The sequence below is a fragment of the Cryobacterium sp. M25 genome, assembly GCF_002929635.1.
Lineage (GTDB): Bacteria > Actinomycetota > Actinomycetes > Actinomycetales > Microbacteriaceae > Cryobacterium > Cryobacterium sandaracinum.
Map to the genome: position 1 here is coordinate 123,770 of NZ_PJJU01000054.1, position 17,080 is coordinate 140,849.

The 17,080-nt window shown below is 69.7% G+C and carries 20 protein-coding genes; 5 read left to right on the forward strand and 15 right to left on the reverse strand.

The features are described from left to right. Nucleotide 1 precedes the first annotated feature (1 nt). The 15 genes from CXY81_RS10725 to CXY81_RS10800 all read right to left on the reverse strand — a co-directional run bounded on the left by CXY81_RS10725 (nucleotide 2) and on the right by CXY81_RS10800 (nucleotide 12,599). The gene (locus tag CXY81_RS10725) at nucleotides 2-1,426 is read right to left on the reverse strand and encodes a flagellar hook-length control protein FliK (protein ID WP_104194828.1); all 1,425 of its coding nucleotides are present in this window, start codon (nucleotides 1,424-1,426) and stop codon (nucleotides 2-4) included. Next, nucleotides 1,423-2,112 carry a C40 family peptidase gene (locus CXY81_RS10730; RefSeq protein ID WP_104194829.1) on the reverse strand — a complete coding sequence of 230 codons (690 nt, stop codon included), beginning with the start codon at nucleotides 2,110-2,112 and terminating at the stop codon, nucleotides 1,423-1,425. Before CXY81_RS10730 ends, CXY81_RS10725 begins: the two co-directional genes overlap by 4 nt. Further along, a complete protein-coding gene (locus CXY81_RS10735; protein ID WP_104194830.1) occupies nucleotides 2,109-2,549 on the reverse strand; it encodes a flagellar export protein FliJ in 441 nt (146 codons plus the stop codon). The genes CXY81_RS10730 and CXY81_RS10735 overlap by 4 nt, the downstream gene beginning before the upstream one ends. Continuing rightward, the gene (locus CXY81_RS10740) at nucleotides 2,549-3,886 is read right to left on the reverse strand and encodes a FliI/YscN family ATPase (protein WP_369828378.1); all 1,338 of its coding nucleotides are present in this window, start codon (nucleotides 3,884-3,886) and stop codon (nucleotides 2,549-2,551) included. Before CXY81_RS10740 ends, CXY81_RS10735 begins: the two co-directional genes overlap by 1 nt. Further along, complete coding sequence (locus tag CXY81_RS16130; RefSeq protein WP_146067680.1) at nucleotides 3,883-4,554, reverse strand: hypothetical protein; 672 nt, start codon at nucleotides 4,552-4,554, stop codon at nucleotides 3,883-3,885. The genes CXY81_RS10740 and CXY81_RS16130 overlap by 4 nt, the downstream gene beginning before the upstream one ends. Next, a complete protein-coding gene (fliG, locus tag CXY81_RS10755; protein ID WP_104194833.1) occupies nucleotides 4,544-5,563 on the reverse strand; it encodes a flagellar motor switch protein FliG in 1,020 nt (339 codons plus the stop codon). Before fliG ends, CXY81_RS16130 begins: the two co-directional genes overlap by 11 nt. Then, a complete protein-coding gene (gene fliF, locus CXY81_RS10760) occupies nucleotides 5,560-7,155 on the reverse strand; it encodes a flagellar basal-body MS-ring/collar protein FliF (RefSeq protein WP_104194834.1) in 1,596 nt (531 codons plus the stop codon). The genes fliG and fliF overlap by 4 nt, the downstream gene beginning before the upstream one ends. Beyond that, nucleotides 7,155-7,487 (reverse strand): flagellar hook-basal body complex protein FliE, encoded by a 333-nt coding sequence (gene fliE, locus CXY81_RS10765; RefSeq protein WP_199180966.1) that lies wholly within the window; start codon nucleotides 7,485-7,487, stop codon nucleotides 7,155-7,157. Before fliE ends, fliF begins: the two co-directional genes overlap by 1 nt. After that, nucleotides 7,487-7,879 carry a flagellar basal body rod protein FlgC gene (locus CXY81_RS10770; protein ID WP_104099363.1) on the reverse strand — a complete coding sequence of 131 codons (393 nt, stop codon included), beginning with the start codon at nucleotides 7,877-7,879 and terminating at the stop codon, nucleotides 7,487-7,489. The genes fliE and CXY81_RS10770 overlap by 1 nt, the downstream gene beginning before the upstream one ends. Next, complete coding sequence (locus tag CXY81_RS10775; RefSeq protein WP_104099364.1) at nucleotides 7,879-8,220, reverse strand: flagellar basal body protein; 342 nt, start codon at nucleotides 8,218-8,220, stop codon at nucleotides 7,879-7,881. Before CXY81_RS10775 ends, CXY81_RS10770 begins: the two co-directional genes overlap by 1 nt. Nucleotides 8,221-8,483: 263 nt before the next feature. Continuing rightward, nucleotides 8,484-8,831 carry a hypothetical protein gene (locus CXY81_RS10780; protein ID WP_134543495.1) on the reverse strand — a complete coding sequence of 116 codons (348 nt, stop codon included), beginning with the start codon at nucleotides 8,829-8,831 and terminating at the stop codon, nucleotides 8,484-8,486. Next, nucleotides 8,824-9,261, reverse strand: a complete 438-nt coding sequence (gene fliS / locus CXY81_RS10785; protein ID WP_174720112.1) for a flagellar export chaperone FliS — start codon at nucleotides 9,259-9,261, stop codon at nucleotides 8,824-8,826. The genes CXY81_RS10780 and fliS overlap by 8 nt, the downstream gene beginning before the upstream one ends. Nucleotides 9,262-9,263: 2 nt before the next feature. Then, on the reverse strand, nucleotides 9,264-10,646 hold the full coding sequence (gene fliD / locus CXY81_RS10790; protein ID WP_104194835.1) for a flagellar filament capping protein FliD: 1,383 nt from the start codon (nucleotides 10,644-10,646) through the stop codon (nucleotides 9,264-9,266). 156 nt (nucleotides 10,647-10,802) lie between these two features. Next, nucleotides 10,803-11,648 (reverse strand): flagellin, encoded by an 846-nt coding sequence (locus CXY81_RS10795; protein WP_194088386.1) that lies wholly within the window; start codon nucleotides 11,646-11,648, stop codon nucleotides 10,803-10,805. 84 nt (nucleotides 11,649-11,732) lie between these two features. Then, complete coding sequence (locus CXY81_RS10800; protein WP_104099368.1) at nucleotides 11,733-12,599, reverse strand: sigma-70 family RNA polymerase sigma factor; 867 nt, start codon at nucleotides 12,597-12,599, stop codon at nucleotides 11,733-11,735. A gap of 442 nt (nucleotides 12,600-13,041) precedes the next feature. Here CXY81_RS10800 and CXY81_RS10805 point away from each other — a divergent pair, with 442 nt between their 5' ends. The 5 genes from CXY81_RS10805 (at nucleotide 13,042) to CXY81_RS10825 (ending at nucleotide 17,014) form a co-directional block, all read left to right on the forward strand. Beyond that, nucleotides 13,042-13,527, forward strand: coding sequence for a flagellar protein FlgN (locus CXY81_RS10805; RefSeq protein WP_104099369.1), 486 nt, complete (start codon nucleotides 13,042-13,044; stop codon nucleotides 13,525-13,527). 10 nt (nucleotides 13,528-13,537) lie between these two features. Beyond that, complete coding sequence (gene flgK, locus CXY81_RS10810) at nucleotides 13,538-15,004, forward strand: flagellar hook-associated protein FlgK (protein WP_104194836.1); 1,467 nt, start codon at nucleotides 13,538-13,540, stop codon at nucleotides 15,002-15,004. Between the two features lie 3 nt (nucleotides 15,005-15,007). Continuing rightward, nucleotides 15,008-15,898 (forward strand): flagellar hook-associated protein FlgL, encoded by an 891-nt coding sequence (flgL, locus tag CXY81_RS10815; protein ID WP_104171321.1) that lies wholly within the window; start codon nucleotides 15,008-15,010, stop codon nucleotides 15,896-15,898. After that, nucleotides 15,895-16,305 carry a flagellar assembly protein FliW gene (locus tag CXY81_RS10820; protein WP_104171322.1) on the forward strand — a complete coding sequence of 137 codons (411 nt, stop codon included), beginning with the start codon at nucleotides 15,895-15,897 and terminating at the stop codon, nucleotides 16,303-16,305. Before flgL ends, CXY81_RS10820 begins: the two co-directional genes overlap by 4 nt. 76 nt (nucleotides 16,306-16,381) lie before the next feature. Continuing rightward, the gene (locus CXY81_RS10825; RefSeq protein WP_104194837.1) at nucleotides 16,382-17,014 is read left to right on the forward strand and encodes an NUDIX domain-containing protein; all 633 of its coding nucleotides are present in this window, start codon (nucleotides 16,382-16,384) and stop codon (nucleotides 17,012-17,014) included. Nucleotides 17,015-17,080: the final 66 nt, after the last annotated feature.

A 17,080-nucleotide genomic window follows, 5' to 3' on the forward strand; every position in this document is an offset into this window, starting at 1 on the left:
GTCAGGCGAGAACGTCGATGGTGGTGTGTGAGCCGGCGGCGCGCAGGGAAGACAGTCTGAGATCGGCGGCACGGTCGGCGGCAGGGCCGGCCGCACGGTCACCTCGGGTCGCCCTGTCGTCTTCGGCCGGCCGCTCCTGGCGGGCGTCGGGTCCGCCCTGTCGGGAGGCCGAGGGGTCCGAGGCGCGGGCGTCGGCCGACAGGGTGAGCTGCGCGTTCAGCCCGCCGCCCGACAGGTCCCGGCGCAGGTCGGGCAGGATGGCCCGGAGCGCCTCTCGGGCCAGGTCCGTGGGCGCGAACAGCTCGACCCGAATGTGCTCCCCGCGCACGTGAGCCCGCACGGTGACCGGGCCCAGATTGTCGGGACTCACGCTGATGGTCAGCACGTGGTCGCCGTTGGCGGCGCCCACCAGGGTGAACAGGGGTCGGGACACCTGGCCGGCCAGTGGCGCGGGCGGTGCTGCCGGGGCCGAGGCCGGGGCGCCGGGCGGCACAAGGGGGGCGGTGGCCGGGGTGGCCGCCGTGGCCGGGGTGCCGAGCGGCACGAGCAGGGCGGCAGTCGCCGAGGCTTCGGCCTGGTTCAGGTTCACGGCGGCCGCGCGGTCACCGGCGACGGATGTCCCTGCGGCCGCGCCGAGGCCCGTGGGCGCCGTGAGGCCCGTGGGCGCCGTGCCCGCGACAGTCGCTCCGGCGGAAGATGCCGTTTCGGCTACGGGCCCTGCGGTGGCACCGGGCCCTGCGGTGGCGACGGGCGCTACGGCGGCGGGTGCCGGTGGCACCGGCACCGGGGCAGCGAGAGCCCCGGCCGGAAGCGCGGTACCGCCAGCGGCGTTCGCTGCGGTGAAAGTGTTGGAGTCTGCGGCGGACGTCTCCGTGGAGTCTGAGTCGGCTAAGGATCCGGTGGCAGCGATGGTGGAAGTCTCGGCGGCGGCGGCGGTCGGGATGGTCACGGCCTCGGTCCCGACCGAGTCGGCGAGGGCAGCACTGTCGGCTCCGGTGGCTATCGCCCCGGTGGCTTTCGCACCGGTCGGCAGTGGCGGGAGGCTGAACCCGGCGGGAGGCAGGATGGCGCTCGGCTGCTGGTGCTCCGGGGCCGGCGCCGCGCCGGTCAGGGCTTTCCTCAGATCAGTGGTCGGTCCGGAGGCCGGTTCGGCGGTGCGCTCCGAGCTCGGCTCGGGAGCCCGGGATGAGGTTGATGCGGAACCCGGCGGAGACGCGATCGCGGAGATGCGCGGGCCCGCGAGGGTGTCCTGCAGCACGGACGCGAATGAGCCGGCACCCGGGCGGGCACCCAGCGGGCCACGCGAAGCCGAGGGGGAGGCGGCGGAGGAGGCGGATGAGGACGCGGCGGCGGATGAGGACGCGGATGCCAGCGCCTGCGCCGCGGTGTGGGGCGTCGGCGCCAGCCGGACGGACGTGGCGCTCATCGGGAGGCTCCGTTCATGAATGAGGCCAGTGCGGCGCTGAGCTGGCTGCCTGCGGCTGACGAAGCGGAGGCCGTGCTCAAGGACGCCGGGCTCGCGGTGGCGGCCGGGGCATCCGGAATCACACGGCGGATGGTGTCGATCTCGGAGTCGTCCATGTAGGCCCCGACCAGTGAGACCGTGCGGCCCTCGTAGGGCGCGTGGATGACCTTGTTGTCGCCGGCGTAGATCAGGATGTGCTCGCCGCCGCCGGTGACGATCAGGTCACCGGGCTTGGCCTCGGCGAGGGAACCGACCTCGGTGCCGATCTTCATCTGGCCCGACACGAGGCGCGGCACGTCTATGCCCATTTCGGCATACACGGTTTGCACCAACCCGGAACAGTCCATGCCGCTGGCGTCTTCACCGCCGAAGACGTAGGGCACGCCCAGGTACTTCTTCGCGGCGTCGACCACGTCGGCGCCGGTGGCCCCGCCCGGGTTCGGCGCGGCCGGGCGGACCGCGGCGGCGCCCGACGCCGTCGCGAGGGCGTCGGCGAAGGTGTTCGCCGAGGTGCTCGCGCCCGCACCGGCGGTGGCGCTGCCGGCTGCGGCAGTGGCCTGCGCCTTCTGGGCGTTCGCCCCGGCCGAGAGCTGTACGAGTGTCGCCTGGATCTCGCTGACCCGACTCATCGCCGCGATCATGGTCATCGCGGGTCACCGTCCGCGCCCCGGTTGCGGTGCCAGCCGGTCGACGCAATCTCGTCGAGGATGGCCTGTTCGCGGTGCAGGTCGTCGGCCGCGACCAGGGCTCCGTGCCGGCCCTCGAGCTTCTCCAACCGCACCGTATCGGCACGGGTCGCGTCGAAGGCGACCTGCGCCTCGCCGACGGCAACCTGGTAGTTGCGGCCGAGGGCCTCCATGTCGGTCAACATGCTGTGCGCCGAGGCGCGGGCGGAGGCGATCGCCGTCAGCGTGTCAGCCCCGCTGGCCAGACTCGGCGTGTGCCGCAGGGTGGCCCTGGTTGCGGCCCGGCGAGCCGCGTTCGCCTGAACGACGGCGTTGGCCTGGGCCAGGTCGCCGGCGGCCTGGTCTTGCTGCAGGTGCCGTAGCCGGAGGAGCCCGGCCAAAGCGAAAGTGCGTTTCATCAGAGCGCCCCCAGCGTTCGAGTAAGTGTCGTGAGTTGGTCCCAAGCGAGCGGGGCCGAGGTCTGGTCGTCCATGCGCTGCTGGAGGAACGCGTTGATGGCGCCCTCGTTGTCGACGGCGGCGTCGACAAGCGGGTTCGTGCCCCGCCGGTACGCGCCGACGTCGAGCAGGTCCTGCGCGGTGCGGCGTGCGGCGAGCACCCGGCGCAACAGGCCGGCGACCTGGTTCTGCTCGGGGCTGTTGACCCGGGAGGCGACGCGGGAGATCGAGGAGAGCGCGTCGACAGCGGGGAAATGGCCGAGGACAGCCAGTTTGCGGTCGAGTACGACGTGTCCGTCGAGGATCGAGCGGGCGGCATCCGCAATCGGTTCATTGTGGTCGTCGCCGTCGACGAGCACCGTGTAGACGCCCGTGATCGACCCGGTTTCGTCGGTGCCGGCCCGCTCGAGTAGGCGGGCGAGCAGGGAGAAGGTCGAGGGCGGATAACCGCGGGTGGCGGGGGGTTCGCCGACCGAGAGGCCGATCTCGCGCTGGGCCATCGCCACCCGGGTGAGTGAATCCATCATCAGCATCACGTCGGCTCCGTCGTCACGGAACGACTCGGCGATCCGGGTGGCCAGGAAGGCGGCGCGCAGCCGCATCATGGCCGGTTCGTCGGAGGTGGACACGACCACGATCGAACGGGCGAGCCCCTCGGGTCCGAGGTCGTCTTCAAGGAATTCGCGCACCTCGCGGCCGCGCTCCCCCACCAGGGCGATGACCGAGACCTCCGCGTCGGTGCCGCGGGCGATCATCGAAAGCAGCGAGGACTTGCCGACGCCGGAGCCGGCGAACAGGCCCATCCGCTGTCCCTTCCCGACGGTGGTGAGGGTGTCGAGCACGCGCACACCCAGCTGGAGCGGCGTCTGGATGCGGGAGCGGGCCATCGCGGAGGGGCTGTCGTGATCGAGGCCGACGAACCGGGCACCGGAGAGAGGGCCTTTGCCGTCGATGGGCCGGCCGAGGCCGTCGATGACGCGTCCGAACAGGCCGGCGCCGGTGGGCACGAGGTGCGGGGTTCCGTCCGAGCGCACGGGCGCGCCGATCCGAATACCGGTCATCCGGCCGAGCGGCATGCACCGGATGCCGCCCTGCGTCGTGGCGACCACCTCGGCGTCGATCTCCCCGCCGTCACCGACCGTGACCAGATCGCCGATCGCGGAATTGAGCCCGCGCACCTCCAGACCGAGACCGACGATCGAAGAGACGACGCCCACCCGCTGGGGCCGCGCGGCGTCGAGGGCGGAGCGGATCTTTCCCGCGCGCGGACGCCAGGCGGGGGCCTGCGCCAGGGTCACGACCGGGCTCCGGTGAGGGCGGCCTTCGCGCGGGTAAGCGCGGTGCCGATCCGGGCGTCAAGGAATCCATCGGGGAACTCGGCGATCGCGTCGCCACGGGCGAGGTCGGCGTCCGCCGTGAAGTCCACGCCGGCATCCGCGCGGGTGATCAGGTCGATCAGAGCAAGGTCGGCGGGGTTCATCCGCACGGAGTGCGGGCGAACGGTACCGAGTGCGCCGGTGGTGACGGTCGCACCGGTCACTCCGGTCGCTCCGGTCGCTCCGGTCGCGAGGGCGCGGCCCAGTGCGGCCCGCGCCGAGGCGTCGGCGTCGCCGAGTGAGTAGCCGAGGATCGCTTCGGCCAGTTCCAGCGCGGTCGCGACAAGGGTGTCCTCCGCCTCCTGGATCACCGGAACGGTGCGCTCGTGCAGCGCGGCGGCGGCGGCACCCAGCAGTGCGACCGCGCGGTCGATCCGCGCCTGGCCGATGGCACCGGCGGCGGCCTGCTCGGCGTCGAGCCGCGCGATCCGGGCATCCACCTCGGCGGCGGCCGCCCGGAGTCCCGCGGTGTAGCCGGCGGCGTGCCCCCGGGCCCGGGAGGCGTCGCCGCCTGCGTCCCGCTCGCCCTGAAGGCTGGGGAAGGTCACGGCGGAGAAGTTCGACCGGGCGGTCGCTGCGTCAAACAACATAGTCGTCCTCCTCGGCACGCTGCACGGTGATGCTCCCCTGCGCCTCGAGGTCGCGGATGGCCCGCACGATCGTGGCGCGCGCTTCCTCGACCTGCGACACCCGCACGGGCGCCATGGCTTTGACCTCGTCGTCGAGGATCTCCCGGTTGCGCTCGGACAGGTTGGTGCGAATGATCGAGACCACAGAGTCCGCGGAGCCCTTCATGGCGATGGCGAGGATGCCCGCGTCGATGCCGCGGAGCACCTGCTGTACGTCTCGGTTTTCGAGCTTGACGATGTCGGCGAAGGTCAGCATCCGTGACCGGACCTCTTCGGCCAGGGCCGGATCGCGCGCATCGAGGGCTTCGAGAAGGGCGCGTTCGGTGGCCACATCGGCCCGGTTGATGATCTCGACGAGCGGCTGGATGCCGCCGACGATCTCCACCGAGTCGCGGGAGGAGGCGACGGCGCCGACCCGGGCCTTGAGGGTCTCGGTGACCACGCGCACGGCCTCGGGGGTGGCCGTGCCCATGCCGGCGATACACTGCGCCACCTCCGCGCGCAGGTCGGCGTCGAGGCCGCCGAGCACGGCGGAGGCGTGACCGGGGCGCAGGTGCGCGAGCACGAGCGCGATGGTCTGGGGCAGTTCGCCGTCAAGCAGGGTGAGGATCTGCAGCGGCTCGGCGGCGTCGAGAAACTCGAAGGCCTTGCCGGCCATCGACGAGGCCACCTTGACCATGACGCCGGCCGCTCGTTCCGCGCCGAAGGATGCCTCAAGCAGGCCGATCGCGTAGGCGTGACCGCCGCGCCGGGTGTGGGCACCCCTGACCGTGAGTTCGTGGAACTCCAGAACGGTGGTTTCGGTCACCTCCGGGTCGACCCGGCGCAACTGCACCATCTCCGCGGCGATATCGGCCGCCTCGGCCTCGGTGAACTGCTTCATCACTTCGGTGGCGCGCTGGTGCTCCATACTCATCAGCACCACGGCGACCTTCTGCGTGCCGGTCAGGGCCGGCTGGGCGTCGATCATGCGGGCTGCCGGTCATCCATCAGGCCGCGGAGGTATTCCGCGGTCTTCGCGGGGTCACGCTGAGCGAGTGCGTCGATCTCCACCCGCATCCGGTCGGAGGCCGGCGGCAGGTAGGCCACGGTCGGGGTGGGGTCGATCATGATCGGCGCGATCGGGGCGCTCAGCGGGAACGGCACCTCCGGCACGGACAGCGCGGGCCGGACCTCCATCATTTCGTCAAGCTCGATGGACTCGCGGCTCTGGCGGCGCGAACGACGCGCGTAGAGGATGAGCCCCAGCACGAAAGTGATGACAATCCCCGCGGTGATGATGGCGATGCGCATGATCTCTGCGAACCGGTCGGCGGCGGCCGCCGCTTCGGTCGCCGCGAGGGCCGCGGCGGCATCCTCTGCCGCGCCGCCGTTGAAGCTGACTACCTCGACGGTGACCGCGTCGCCGCGCTGCACGTCGATGCCGGCGGCCGAGGCCACCAGCGAGGTGACGTCGGCGACGTTGAGCTGACCCACGACGTCGGCGTTCACGGCCACCGAGACCGTCTGCCGGTTGATCTCCCCGGCCGGGATGGTGCGGGTCTCGGTGACCTTGTTGACCGCGTTGTTCTTGGTGGTGTCCTCGGAGGTGAAGGTTCCATCGCCCTCGGTGCCCGCCGGGACGGCGATGTTGTCCGGGCCGAGGACGCCGGCCGCGGAGCCGCCAGAGCCCGTGTACGACTCGGTTTTGACGGCCTCGTTGAGGGCCGGGGCATCCGTCGGGGTGGTGAACGATTCCTCAACCCGCTGTGCCGACTGGTAGCTCATGTCGGCGGCCACGACGACGGTGGCGTTGCCGGGCCCGACGACCTTGTCCAGCATGGCCTGCACGGCCCCCCGCACGCGGTCCTCGTAGGCGCCGGCCTGCTGGTCGGCGGATCCGGTCGCTCCCACGCCGACCGCCGAGAGCACGACACCCGTGGAGTCGATGACGGCCACGTCGGTGGGTGCCATTCCGGCGATGGAGGCCGAGGTGAGGTGCACGATGGACTGCACCTGGTCGGCGTTCAGGGTGCTGCCGGTGGCCGTCTCCACGAAGACGGATGCCGTGGGGTCGTTCTGCTCCGACGCGAACACGGTCTCTTCGGGGATCGCCAGGCGCACTGAGGCGTTCTTGACGCCCTTCATGGCCTTGACGGTGTTGGCGAGTTCGCCCTCGAGCGCCCGCTTGTAGGTGACCGACTGCTGGAACTCGCTGGAAGTGACACCCATGGTGTCGAGCAGCCCGTAGCCGCCCGTGCTGGAGGACGGCAGGCCGGCTGCGGCGGCCTTGAGGCGCTCGTCGTAGACGTTCTGCTGCGGCACCAGGATCGTCGCGCCACCGTCGCTGAGCTCGTAGGCGACGCCGTCGGTGCGAAGCTGCTCGACGATGGTATTCGCGTCGGAACCGCTCAGCCCGGAGAACAGGGGCGTGAAGGCCGGCTTGGTGGCCCACATGCTCAGGGCGGCGATGCCCAGGGCAAGCACGGCGACGCCGATGATGGCGACCGTGCGCTGGGCGACGGAGAAGGACCGGATGCTCTGGCCGAGGCGTGCGAAGGCCGACGTGATCGGGCGGGGCATCAGGCCTGCATCCTCATGATCTCGTTGAACGCGTCGACACCCTTATTGCGCACGGCGGCCACGAGTTCGAGGGTGACCTGGGCGCGGGTCGAGGCCAGGGCGGCCGAGTGGATGTCGGTCAGGTTTCCGGTTACGGCCTGCACCGTGAGGGTGTTGGAGGTGGCCTGCAGCTGCTGCAGATTGTCGACGGCGCCGACCAGGGCGCTGCCGAAGGCCGAACCGTCGGTGCCCTGGCTCCCTGTGGTTCCCTGCACACCCTGCATGCCCTGCACGCCGGAGAGGTATCCCGTGCCGGTCACGGACTGGATCGGGTTGATCGAACCGATGGTCATCAGGAGCGTCCAATCTGGAGTGCGGCTTCGTAGGTCGTCTTGGCACGGTCGACGACGGCGGCGTTGGCCTGGTAGCCGCGCTGCGCCATGATCAGCGCGCCCATCTGCTCGGCCATGTCGACGTCCGGGCGGCGCACGTAGCCGGCCTCGTCGGCGAGTGGGTTGCTCGGGTCGAAGGTCAGGATTCCCTCGGCGTCGCCGAGTGCCGTCCCGGCCGCATAGGCGCCGGTGGTGCCCTGGCCGGCCTGGGCGACGATGTAGCGCGCCTGGAAGGCGTCACCGTCGGTGGCGGTGACCGTGTTGGCGTTGGCGATGTTGTCCGCGACGGCGTCGAGCCATTTGCGGTGCAGGGTGAGGCCGCTGCCGGCAATCCCAATGGCGTCGAGGGTCATCAGCTGGTTCGCATCGCGGAGCGCATGGCCGTGAACGGTCCGTTGACGGCCTGCGCCGCGAACTGGTACCGCAGCACGGTGTCGATGTTGGAGAGGGTCTCGGTGTCGAGGTTGACGTTGTTGCCGTCGAGGCGGGTGGGCTCGAGGGAACTGGCGGTGGTGGCGACAGTGCTGCCGCTGCCGGCCTGCACAGACTGCGCCAGGGCATCCTCGAACGCCACACGCTTGGCGTGGTAGTTCGGCGTGTTCACGTTCGCGATGTTGTTCGCGATGGTGCGCTGGCGCAGGGCCAGCCCGTCCAGCGCGCTGGAGAGCGCCGTCATGGTCACGGATTCAAACACGGATACCCGATTCGTCGGCAAAACGAGGGCGGCCGATCCGTGGCCTGTGGTCGAGCAATCCCTGCTCGCTCCTAGCTATCGGCCGGTGGCCGAGGCGCGTAAGGAGTTGTCGCGGAACTTCTTTCCTCACGTTTTCGAGCGGAACCCCGCAACTGTCGTCGAAACGGACAACTGTTGCCCGCGCACGGGCAACAAATGTCCGAGCGGGCAACAGTTGGCCCGCATCGGCGGTAGCCGGCAACGGGCGCGAGGTGGGCGGGCAGTCAGCCGGCTATGTCGAGGTAGACGGCCTGGTCGGTGTGCTGGGCCGAGATGATGGTGCGCACGGCGGCGAGGTGCACGCCGGCGGAGCGCCGGGCATCCTCGATCTCGCTGATCAGTTCGAGCTGGCCGGAGAGCAGGCGCCGGGCGCGCGTCTCGAGGTCGGCGGGCAGCTGGCCCAGGTGTTCGGGCGCACGCCACTGCACGCCGGTAGAGAAGCGCTCCCCCGGGCCGGCCAGCACGGCGTCGCGGGCGCCCGAGCCGAGGCTCGACTCGAGCTGGTCGAGCACATCCAGCCATTCCTGGCGCTCGTTCGCAGATTCGTGGGTGTCGAGCAGAACCCTAGGCAAGACCGTACTCCCCACCGGCACGCGCCGCGCTCTGGGCCGGCAGCAGCTCGGCCGCTTCGTGCCAGGTCTGCCGCAGCGGCTCGAGCAGGGCGATGGCCTCCCGGGTGCGGGCGACATCCCGATGGATGTTGGCGCTCATCAACGCGTTGGACACGTAGGTGTACAGGGCGAACAGACCCTCGCCGCCCTCCCAGGCCTCCACGTTGAGCGAGGTCGACAGTTCGGAGACGATCGCCTGGGCGTGCAGGAGGTGCTCCGAGGCGACGGCCCAGTCCTCGATGTTCTGGGCGATCTCGGCGCGGCCGAGGTCGAGCAGCAACCGGTCGTAGAGCATCGTCAGCAGGCGCACCGGCGTGGCCGAGAGCACCGCTTCGCGGTTCAACTGTGCGCGTCGGGCCTGTGCCCCACCCATCATGCTCATAACAGCCATCATCATCCTGTGCTCGAGGTCGGGAGTCCGGCAACCTGGGCACTCAGCCACGAGGACTGTGCTTTCAGGGCGCTGAGCTGGGTTTCCAGTGCGGTGTAGGTGCTCTGCAGGGTCGCCCGGCGGGTGGCCAGGCTGCGGTCCCAGTCGGCGATGCGGTCGCCGAGGTTCTTAACCGTGGACTGCTGACCGGTGATCTTCGCGGTGATCTGCCCGTCGTATTTGTCCGACGCCGATGACGCCGCTGCCGCGACGCGGGTCGCGATCTCTTGCACTGCTGCTTTGACGGTCACCGGGTCCTTGGCGAGGGCCGCGGCGAACTTGGCCGCGTCGAACTCCATCGTTCCGGACTTCGTGATGCTGATGCCGTATTCCGAGGGCGAGTGACCGTTGATCGGTGCCGAGGCGGCCGTGAGGATGCGCTGCTTCACGTCGCGCACGGTGCTGTCGCTGGTGAAGATGCCGGCCGACAACACGGCTGCCCCCGACGCGTTGGTGTTGTTGACGACCGCGGACTTGGTGGAGATCAGCGCGAAGACGCCATTGAGGGAGCTGACCAGGCCCGAGGCCAGGGAGCCGATCTGGGCGTCGTCACGAGCGACCTTGATGGTGACCGGGTCGACGGATGCCGCGGAAACGGTGATCGCGACGCCGGGCAGCAGGTTGGCGAACGTGTTGGTGGCCGAGGTGATCGTCTGGGCAGCGGCGCTGCCGGCCCACAGGGTGACGCTGGCATTCTGGGCGGTCCGGATGATGGCGGCACCCGCGGCGGCCAGCAGGTCGGGCGCGGTGTTCGCCGTGACCTCGGCGGCGGTGCCCTGATGGACCGTGAAGGCCTTGGCCGCACCGGAGTCATTCCCGGTGAGCTGGAGCCGGTACTGGGCGACGCCGCCGGCATCCACTCCGGACGCGACCTTCGTGGCGGTGACCCCGGTGCCGGCGGCGTTGATCGCCGTGGCGACGGCGTCGAGAGAGGTCGAGCTGGCGGAAATCTCGGTGGTGACACCGCCGGAGACGATGGTCAGCACGGCCGGGTCGGCGGGCCAGGCGGTCATGGCCGCTGAGACGCCGACCTGGCTGCGAGCGAGTGCCCCGACGACGACGTCGAGTTGCCCGGCGCTGGCGTTGGCCGAGACCGCCGTTGTGACGGTGGGAGAGGTACTGGTGGCCGAGTAGAGATCGAGTGCGGCCGGCTTCGCGGCCTTGCCGGCCAGATCGGCCAGGCCGGCGATCTGGGTGTTGAGGCCCTGCAGCGCCGAGATCAGGTTCTGCGACGAGGAGACCTTGGCCTTCAGCAGCGTCTGCGGAACGGCTTCGACCTGCATCAGGGAGTTGATCAGGGAGGTGGTGTCGAGCCCGGAGACGAGTCCGTCGATGGCGTTCGTCATGTCTTCCCCTTCTTACGTTTCTGCGATCAAGCTGGATGGTGCGGGTGTAAACGTGAATGGCTGGTGGCGGCCGAGGGATGAGGTCCAGTTCATCTCTTAGGTCACCACCAGCCATAGTTCACCGTGCGGTTTCCCGAAAGGTTCAGCTACTCAGGGTTAGCGGAGCAGCGACAGCACGCCCTGAGCGGACTGGTTGGCCTGCGCGAGCATGGCGGTACCGGCCTGCGAGAGGATGCTGGAACGGGTGTACTTGACCATTTCCTCGGCCATGTCGGTGTCGCGGATGCGCGAGCCGGCAGCGGTGAGGTTCTCCTTGGAGACGGCCAGGTTCTTGATGACGCTCTCGAACCGGTTCTGGTTCGCGCCAAGCTCGGCGCGTGACGTGGACACGGCCTTGATGTTCAGGTCCAGTGCGGCGATGGTGGACAAGGCCGTTGCTGCGTCCTTGAAACCGTCAGTCGCTGCAGTTCCCAGCACCTCAATGGCGGCACCAATAGTAGACACGTTCGTGAGTTTCACGACAATCTGGTCGGTTGCAGCGACGCTGCCAGCGCCGACCTGGAAGGTCAGCGACGCCTTGACGCCGTCGAGCAGGGCCGTACCGTTGAAGTTGGTCGAGGCACCGATACGGGTAAGTTCCTTGCCCAGGGCGAGAACCTCGGTCGTGATCGCGGTACGCGAATCGGTGTTGTTCGAGTCGTTGCCGGCCTGGACTGCGAGGTCACGAACGCGCTGCAGGATCGAGGTGACCTCGTTCAGGGAACCTTCTGCGGTCTGGATGACCGAGATGCCGTCCTGGGCGTTGCGGCTGGCGACCGTGAGGCCACCGACCTGCGACTTGAGGCCCTCGGAGATGGCCAGGCCGGCCGCGTCATCCGCTGCGCGGTTGATGCGGAGGCCGCTGGAGAGCTTCTCCAGGGACTTGGACATGTCGTTCTGCGTGGCGGCCAGGTTGCGGTACGTGTTGTTGGCCGCGAGGTTGGTGTTGATCTGCATACCCATGATTAAATCCTCCGTGATTGGGTGGTGAACGCCAGGCCATCCATGGCCTGACACTGTGAGCTATCGGCCTCTGCTACGACCGCGTTAGCCGTTGATCGAAAAAACTTCTCGGGTGTCTGAACCGGCAGGATCGGCAGCATCCGTCGACCCGGCGGCGTATGCCACCCCGCTCGCGGTCGCGAGGCCGAGCATGGCCTGGTCGGCGAGGCGGGCGAGGTAGGCGCTGCGGCGGGCCGGCGCGATGCGGGACTCGGGAACGTATTCCACCTCGGCGTCGTCGGAGTAGTGCGTGCCCAGGCCGTCGCGGAGCAGACGGATGGCCTCCGCCCGCTGCTGAGACACCGCCGAGTGGGTGATCCCCAGCTCGACCGCGATCTCCTTGACTGAGCGGTCGTCGAAGTAGACCTGCTGCACGATCACGCGCATCTTATCCGGCAGTGCCGCGATGGCGGCGTGCAGGTAGGCCAGGCGCTCGGCGGAGAGCAGCGAGTCGCCGGGGAGTTCGGTTCCGGAAACCAGGAACTCGGCGGTGGCGTCGTCGAGGGTCGAGACGGTGCGCTCGGAGTCGGACAGGCCGGCGATCGCGGTCTCCCGGTCGACGCCGAGGGCGGCGGCAACCTCGTCGACGGATGCCGCGCGGCCGAGGGCGCCGGCCAGCGTCTGCTGAACGGCACGGGTCTCCTTGATGCGGCGGCGGGCCATCCGGGTGGCCCAGTCATTGGAGCGCATCTCGTCGGCGAAGGCGCCGATGATGCGGCGCCGTGCGAACGCTCCGAACGGAACGCCGAGGTCGGCGTTGAAGGCATCCGCCGAGGTGATCAGGGCGAGAGCTCCGGCCGAGGCCAGGTCGTCGCGGGAGAGGTGCCGGGCCTTGGCCCAGGTTTCGGAAACGAGGTAGCCGACGAGCGGGAGGTTGTCGATCACCAATTGGTTGCGTTCTGCACGATTCACACGGAACTCCCTGAGTGCTTGACACCTGAATTGTCCCGATCGATCAGGCAAGGGCCTGGTCGAACGAGTGGCCGGGTAGGCACGGGGACGTTGCGAGAAAGCGGGGATGTGACGCCGGGGTTCGGGGCCCAGGCCACAGAACTTCGCGGCCATGATTAAAACGTAAAGGCGCGGTCGGTGGCCGAATGCGCAACGGTGCCCCCACAACGGGGCCAGGCACCCCCACATCGGGGCGGATCACCCCGCAACGGGGGCCAGGCATCCGGTGTCTGCCGGAATCGTGTCCTCCCTTTAGTGGACACCTTCAGTCTCGGCTGGCAGTCTGAATCCACACCGTGGCTAACCGGGGGCCGTCACCTGCCGATAGTCGTAGTAACAAGCCGTTGACCTGCGCGATTTTGCGCGGACCGGCCGCACCAGACGACAGGCAGTTGGAGGAGACGTGGGCGCCAATGAACTATCAGCGTTGCTGTGGCGCGAGCGGGAGCTCCTCGAACTGCTCGTCTTCAAACTCGACGAGGAACAGCTGCTGCTGACCAACGGCAAGACCCGCTGGCTGCAGCAGGGCACCCGTGAGGTGGAGCAGGTGCTCGGCCACGTTCGGGATGCCGGCCTCGCCCGCTCGGTCGAGGTTGCCGCCGTCGCCCTCGATTGGGGAACGGCCGAAGACGCCACCCTGCGCGAGCTCGTGGCTCACGCCCCCGCCGGCCCGTGGTCCGAGATCATGGCCGCGCACCTCAAGGCGATGGGTGAACTGACCACCCAGATCAAGGAACTGCGCGACGCCAACGAGCAGCTGCTGCGCTCCGCCGTCCGCTCCAGCCAGGAGACCCTGGCCGACGTGCGCGCGAACACTCAGACGTATGACGCCACCGGGGCCGCCGGTGCGCGCCCCACCGGCTCCCGACTTTTCGACCAGATTCTGTGAGGGTGCCGCGATGAGCACCTTCGGAGGACTCAACACCGCCTACACCGGCCTGGTCGCCGCCCGGCAGGGTCTCGACGTCGTGGGCCAGAACATCGCCAACGCGAACACGGAGGGGTACACCCGGCAGCGGGTGACGACCTCCGCGGTGGACGCGTCGACCCGTGTGGGCCTGATGAATTCCGGGGTGCGCCCCGGCCAGGGTGTCAGCGTCGACGGAATCGCCCGCCTCGGCAGCGCGTCGCTGGACGCCCAGGTGCGCGGCACCGCCGCGGTCGCCGGATACTCCGCGGTGCGGGCGAACGCGCTGAGCTCCGTCGAGGCCTCGCTGAAGGAGCCCGGCGAGAACGGGCTCTCCGCCCAGCTGCAGGAGTTCTGGGCCGGCTGGCACGACGTGGCCAACGCCGCCGGTGAGACCGCGCCCGCCGGGGTGCTGCTGTCCCAGGCCGGCGCCGTCACCACCCAGATCAGGCAGGGGTACCAGGCGGTCGCCGCAAAGTGGTCGTCGGAACGCGGAAGCGTGGACACCATGGTCGCCGAGATCAACGGCGCGGCCGCCCAGGTGGCCGAGCTGAACGCGCGCATCCGTCAGTCGATTGCGGGCGGCGGAAACGCCAACGAGCTGATCGACCAGCGCAGCGGTCTCACCACGACCCTGGCCGCCCTCACCGGCGGCACCGTCGTCAACCGCCCCGACGGCACCGTCGACGTGCTCGTGGGCGGCAACGCGCTGGTCACCGGCGACACCGCCCGCCCACTCGTTGCGCTCGGTGCCCGCACCCTCGACGGTCCGAACGGCCTCACCGACCCGGCCGGCACCGCCGGGCCCGTGCGCGTGGAGTGGGCCGACCGCACCGGCGCGATCCCCGTCGACGGCGGCGAGCTCGCCGGCGCGCTCTCCCTGCTCACGAAAACGGATGCCGCCGGCACCGGCGGCGCCCTCGCCGAAGCCGCCGCGGCGTACAACTCCTTCGCCACGGGCCTGGCCGCGAAGGTCAACGCGATCTATTCCACCGGCGACAACTCGACCCGCCCCGGCCCCTTCTTCGGCTCGGCGGGCACGGGACCGGCCGCGCTCGGCCTGTCCGTCAAACCGACGAACGCCGCCGAGCTCTCAACCGGGCTCACCGCGAACGGCGCCCTCGACGGCTCCATCGCCGACAGGATCGCCCAGCTCGGCGCCGGCACGGTCGTGGACGCCGCGGGAAACCCGGTGCGGTCCCCCAGCACCGACTGGTCGAACATTGTCACCTTGCTGGCCGTGATCACGAAGAACGCGCTGCGCCAGGCATCGCTCGCCGACCTCACCTCGACCGCCGCGGTGGGCGCTCAGCTGTCGAACTCCTCCGTCGATCTCGACGAGGAGAACGTCAACCTGCTTATGTTCCAGCACGCGTACCAGGGCGCCGCCCGGGTGCTGACCGCCGTGGACGAAATGCTCGACACCCTGATCAATCGCACCGGATTGGTGGGAAGGTAACCCATGATCGCCCGCGTCACCTCCCAGACCCAGATGCGCTCCGCGCAGACCAATCTGCAGGCCAACCTCGCCCGGATGGCGCAGTTGCAGGAGCAGGCCACCACGCTCAAGGCCATCGCCCGCCCCTCCGACGACCCCGCTCGGGCAGCCGATTCCCTCACCGTGCGCGCCGAGCAGCGCGCGGTCACGCAGTACGCCCGCAACGCCGACAACGGCGACGGCTGGCTCACCACCGCCAGCATGGCACTGGCCGAGGCCACGAACCTGCTGAACCAGGTGCGCGACCTGACCGTGCAGGGTGCCAACGACGGCGCTCTCTCCCCCGCCGCGAAGGAGGCCATCGCGGCCCGCCTCGACGGCCTCACCCAGAACCTGCTCGCGCAGGCGAACGCCGACTACCTGGGCCGCAGCGTCTTCGCCGGAAATTCGGATGCCGGGCTCGCCTTCCGGGACGACCCCGACTTCACCTTCACGGGCACCGCGACCGCGAGCGTCGACCGCCGCATCGGCGCGGACACCACCGTGAGGGTCGACGCCGACGGCGCCGCCATCTTCGGCACGGCTACGAATTCGATTTTTGCTCTGATCGGCACCATCGCCGACGACTTGCGCGCCGGCACGAACGTGGGTGCCCACCTCACAGCCATAGACTTGGCAATGAAGACCGTGCTCACGGCGCAGACCGATGTCGGTGTGCGTCAGGCCCAGATCCAGAAAGCCGGGGAAGCACTCGTGCAGCACAAGGGAAATCTCGAGGCCCAGCGGGCCGGAATCGAGGATATCGACCTCGGCCAGGCCATCCTGGACCTGAAACTGCAGGAGGTCACCTATCAGGCGGCCCTGTCGGTCACCGCCCGGGTGCTCCAGCCGACGCTGATGGACTTCCTCCGATGAGCGCCGTTTCGACCGCCGGCACCGTGACCGCAGCCCTGAGCTTCGTGTCCCCGCCGCCCGGGCTGGACCCGCTGACCGAGTTCAGCCTGACCGAGATTCCCGGCGCCGACGGCCTGTTCTCGCTGCAGTCCGCAGAGGACCAGCGAACCCGTCTGTTCGTGCTCGACGCATCCGTCTACCTGCCCGATTACTCCCCCGTGATCAGCGACGAGCACGCGGCATCGCTCGACCTGACCGGGCCGGATGACGCGCTGCTGCTCGTGGTGACGAACCCCGGCGAGGACGGAACGACCGTGAACCTGATGGCGCCGATCGTCGTCAATGCCGCGTCCGGTCGCTCGGCGCAGATCATCCTCGACGGCCAGGACTGGCCGCTCCGCGCCGAGCTGGGTGCCCGCTCGGCCTGACCGGACGGCTCACCCTGCCGGCTTGGCGACCGAGTGGCTGCACTGCTGGGTGTCGCCCGGCGGATAGCCTTCGGATATGACCCAGGGCATCGATCTGCATTGCGGCGCACACCACCTCCCCGCAGCACTCGACGTTGAGACGCTCCTGGCCGGCTGGATGCCGGTCGACCCGGCCCAGGCCCGGTTGCGAAGCGAATATATCGACTTCGTGCGGGCGGGCCGCGGTTCTGCGCTCGACCGCGACGGCGGCGCCGAGCATCTGACCGCGAGTTGCTTCGTCTTCACTCCGGACCTGAGTCGCGTGCTGCTCTGCTTCCATAAAAAGGGCCGGTTCTGGGTGCAACTCGGCGGGCACATCGAGGCATCCGACCCCTCCGTGGCCGCGGCAGCCCTGCGCGAGGCCCGCGAAGAGGGCGGCATCGCCGAACTCAGTCCTCTCGACGGCCGACTCGTTGCCGGGACCGGCGACCCGTTGCCGGTCGACGTGCACCGGCACGCGCTCAGTTCGCGGTTCGGGCGCTGCACCACGCACTGGGACGTCGGTTTCGCGGCTGTCGCACGGGCCGATGCGATGCCCGTGACGAGCCACGAGAGCGAAGACGTCGCCTGGTGGCCGACGGATGCCCTGCCGCAGCAGGTCCCGCAGGGTTTCGGCGACCGCCTGGTCGTGGTGCTTCGCGAGTTGGCACACCGGCTGGGCGCGCACTGAGTACGCGCCGAGCACGCGCCGGGCACGCGCCGGGCACGCGCCGAGCATGCGCCGGGCACGCACTGA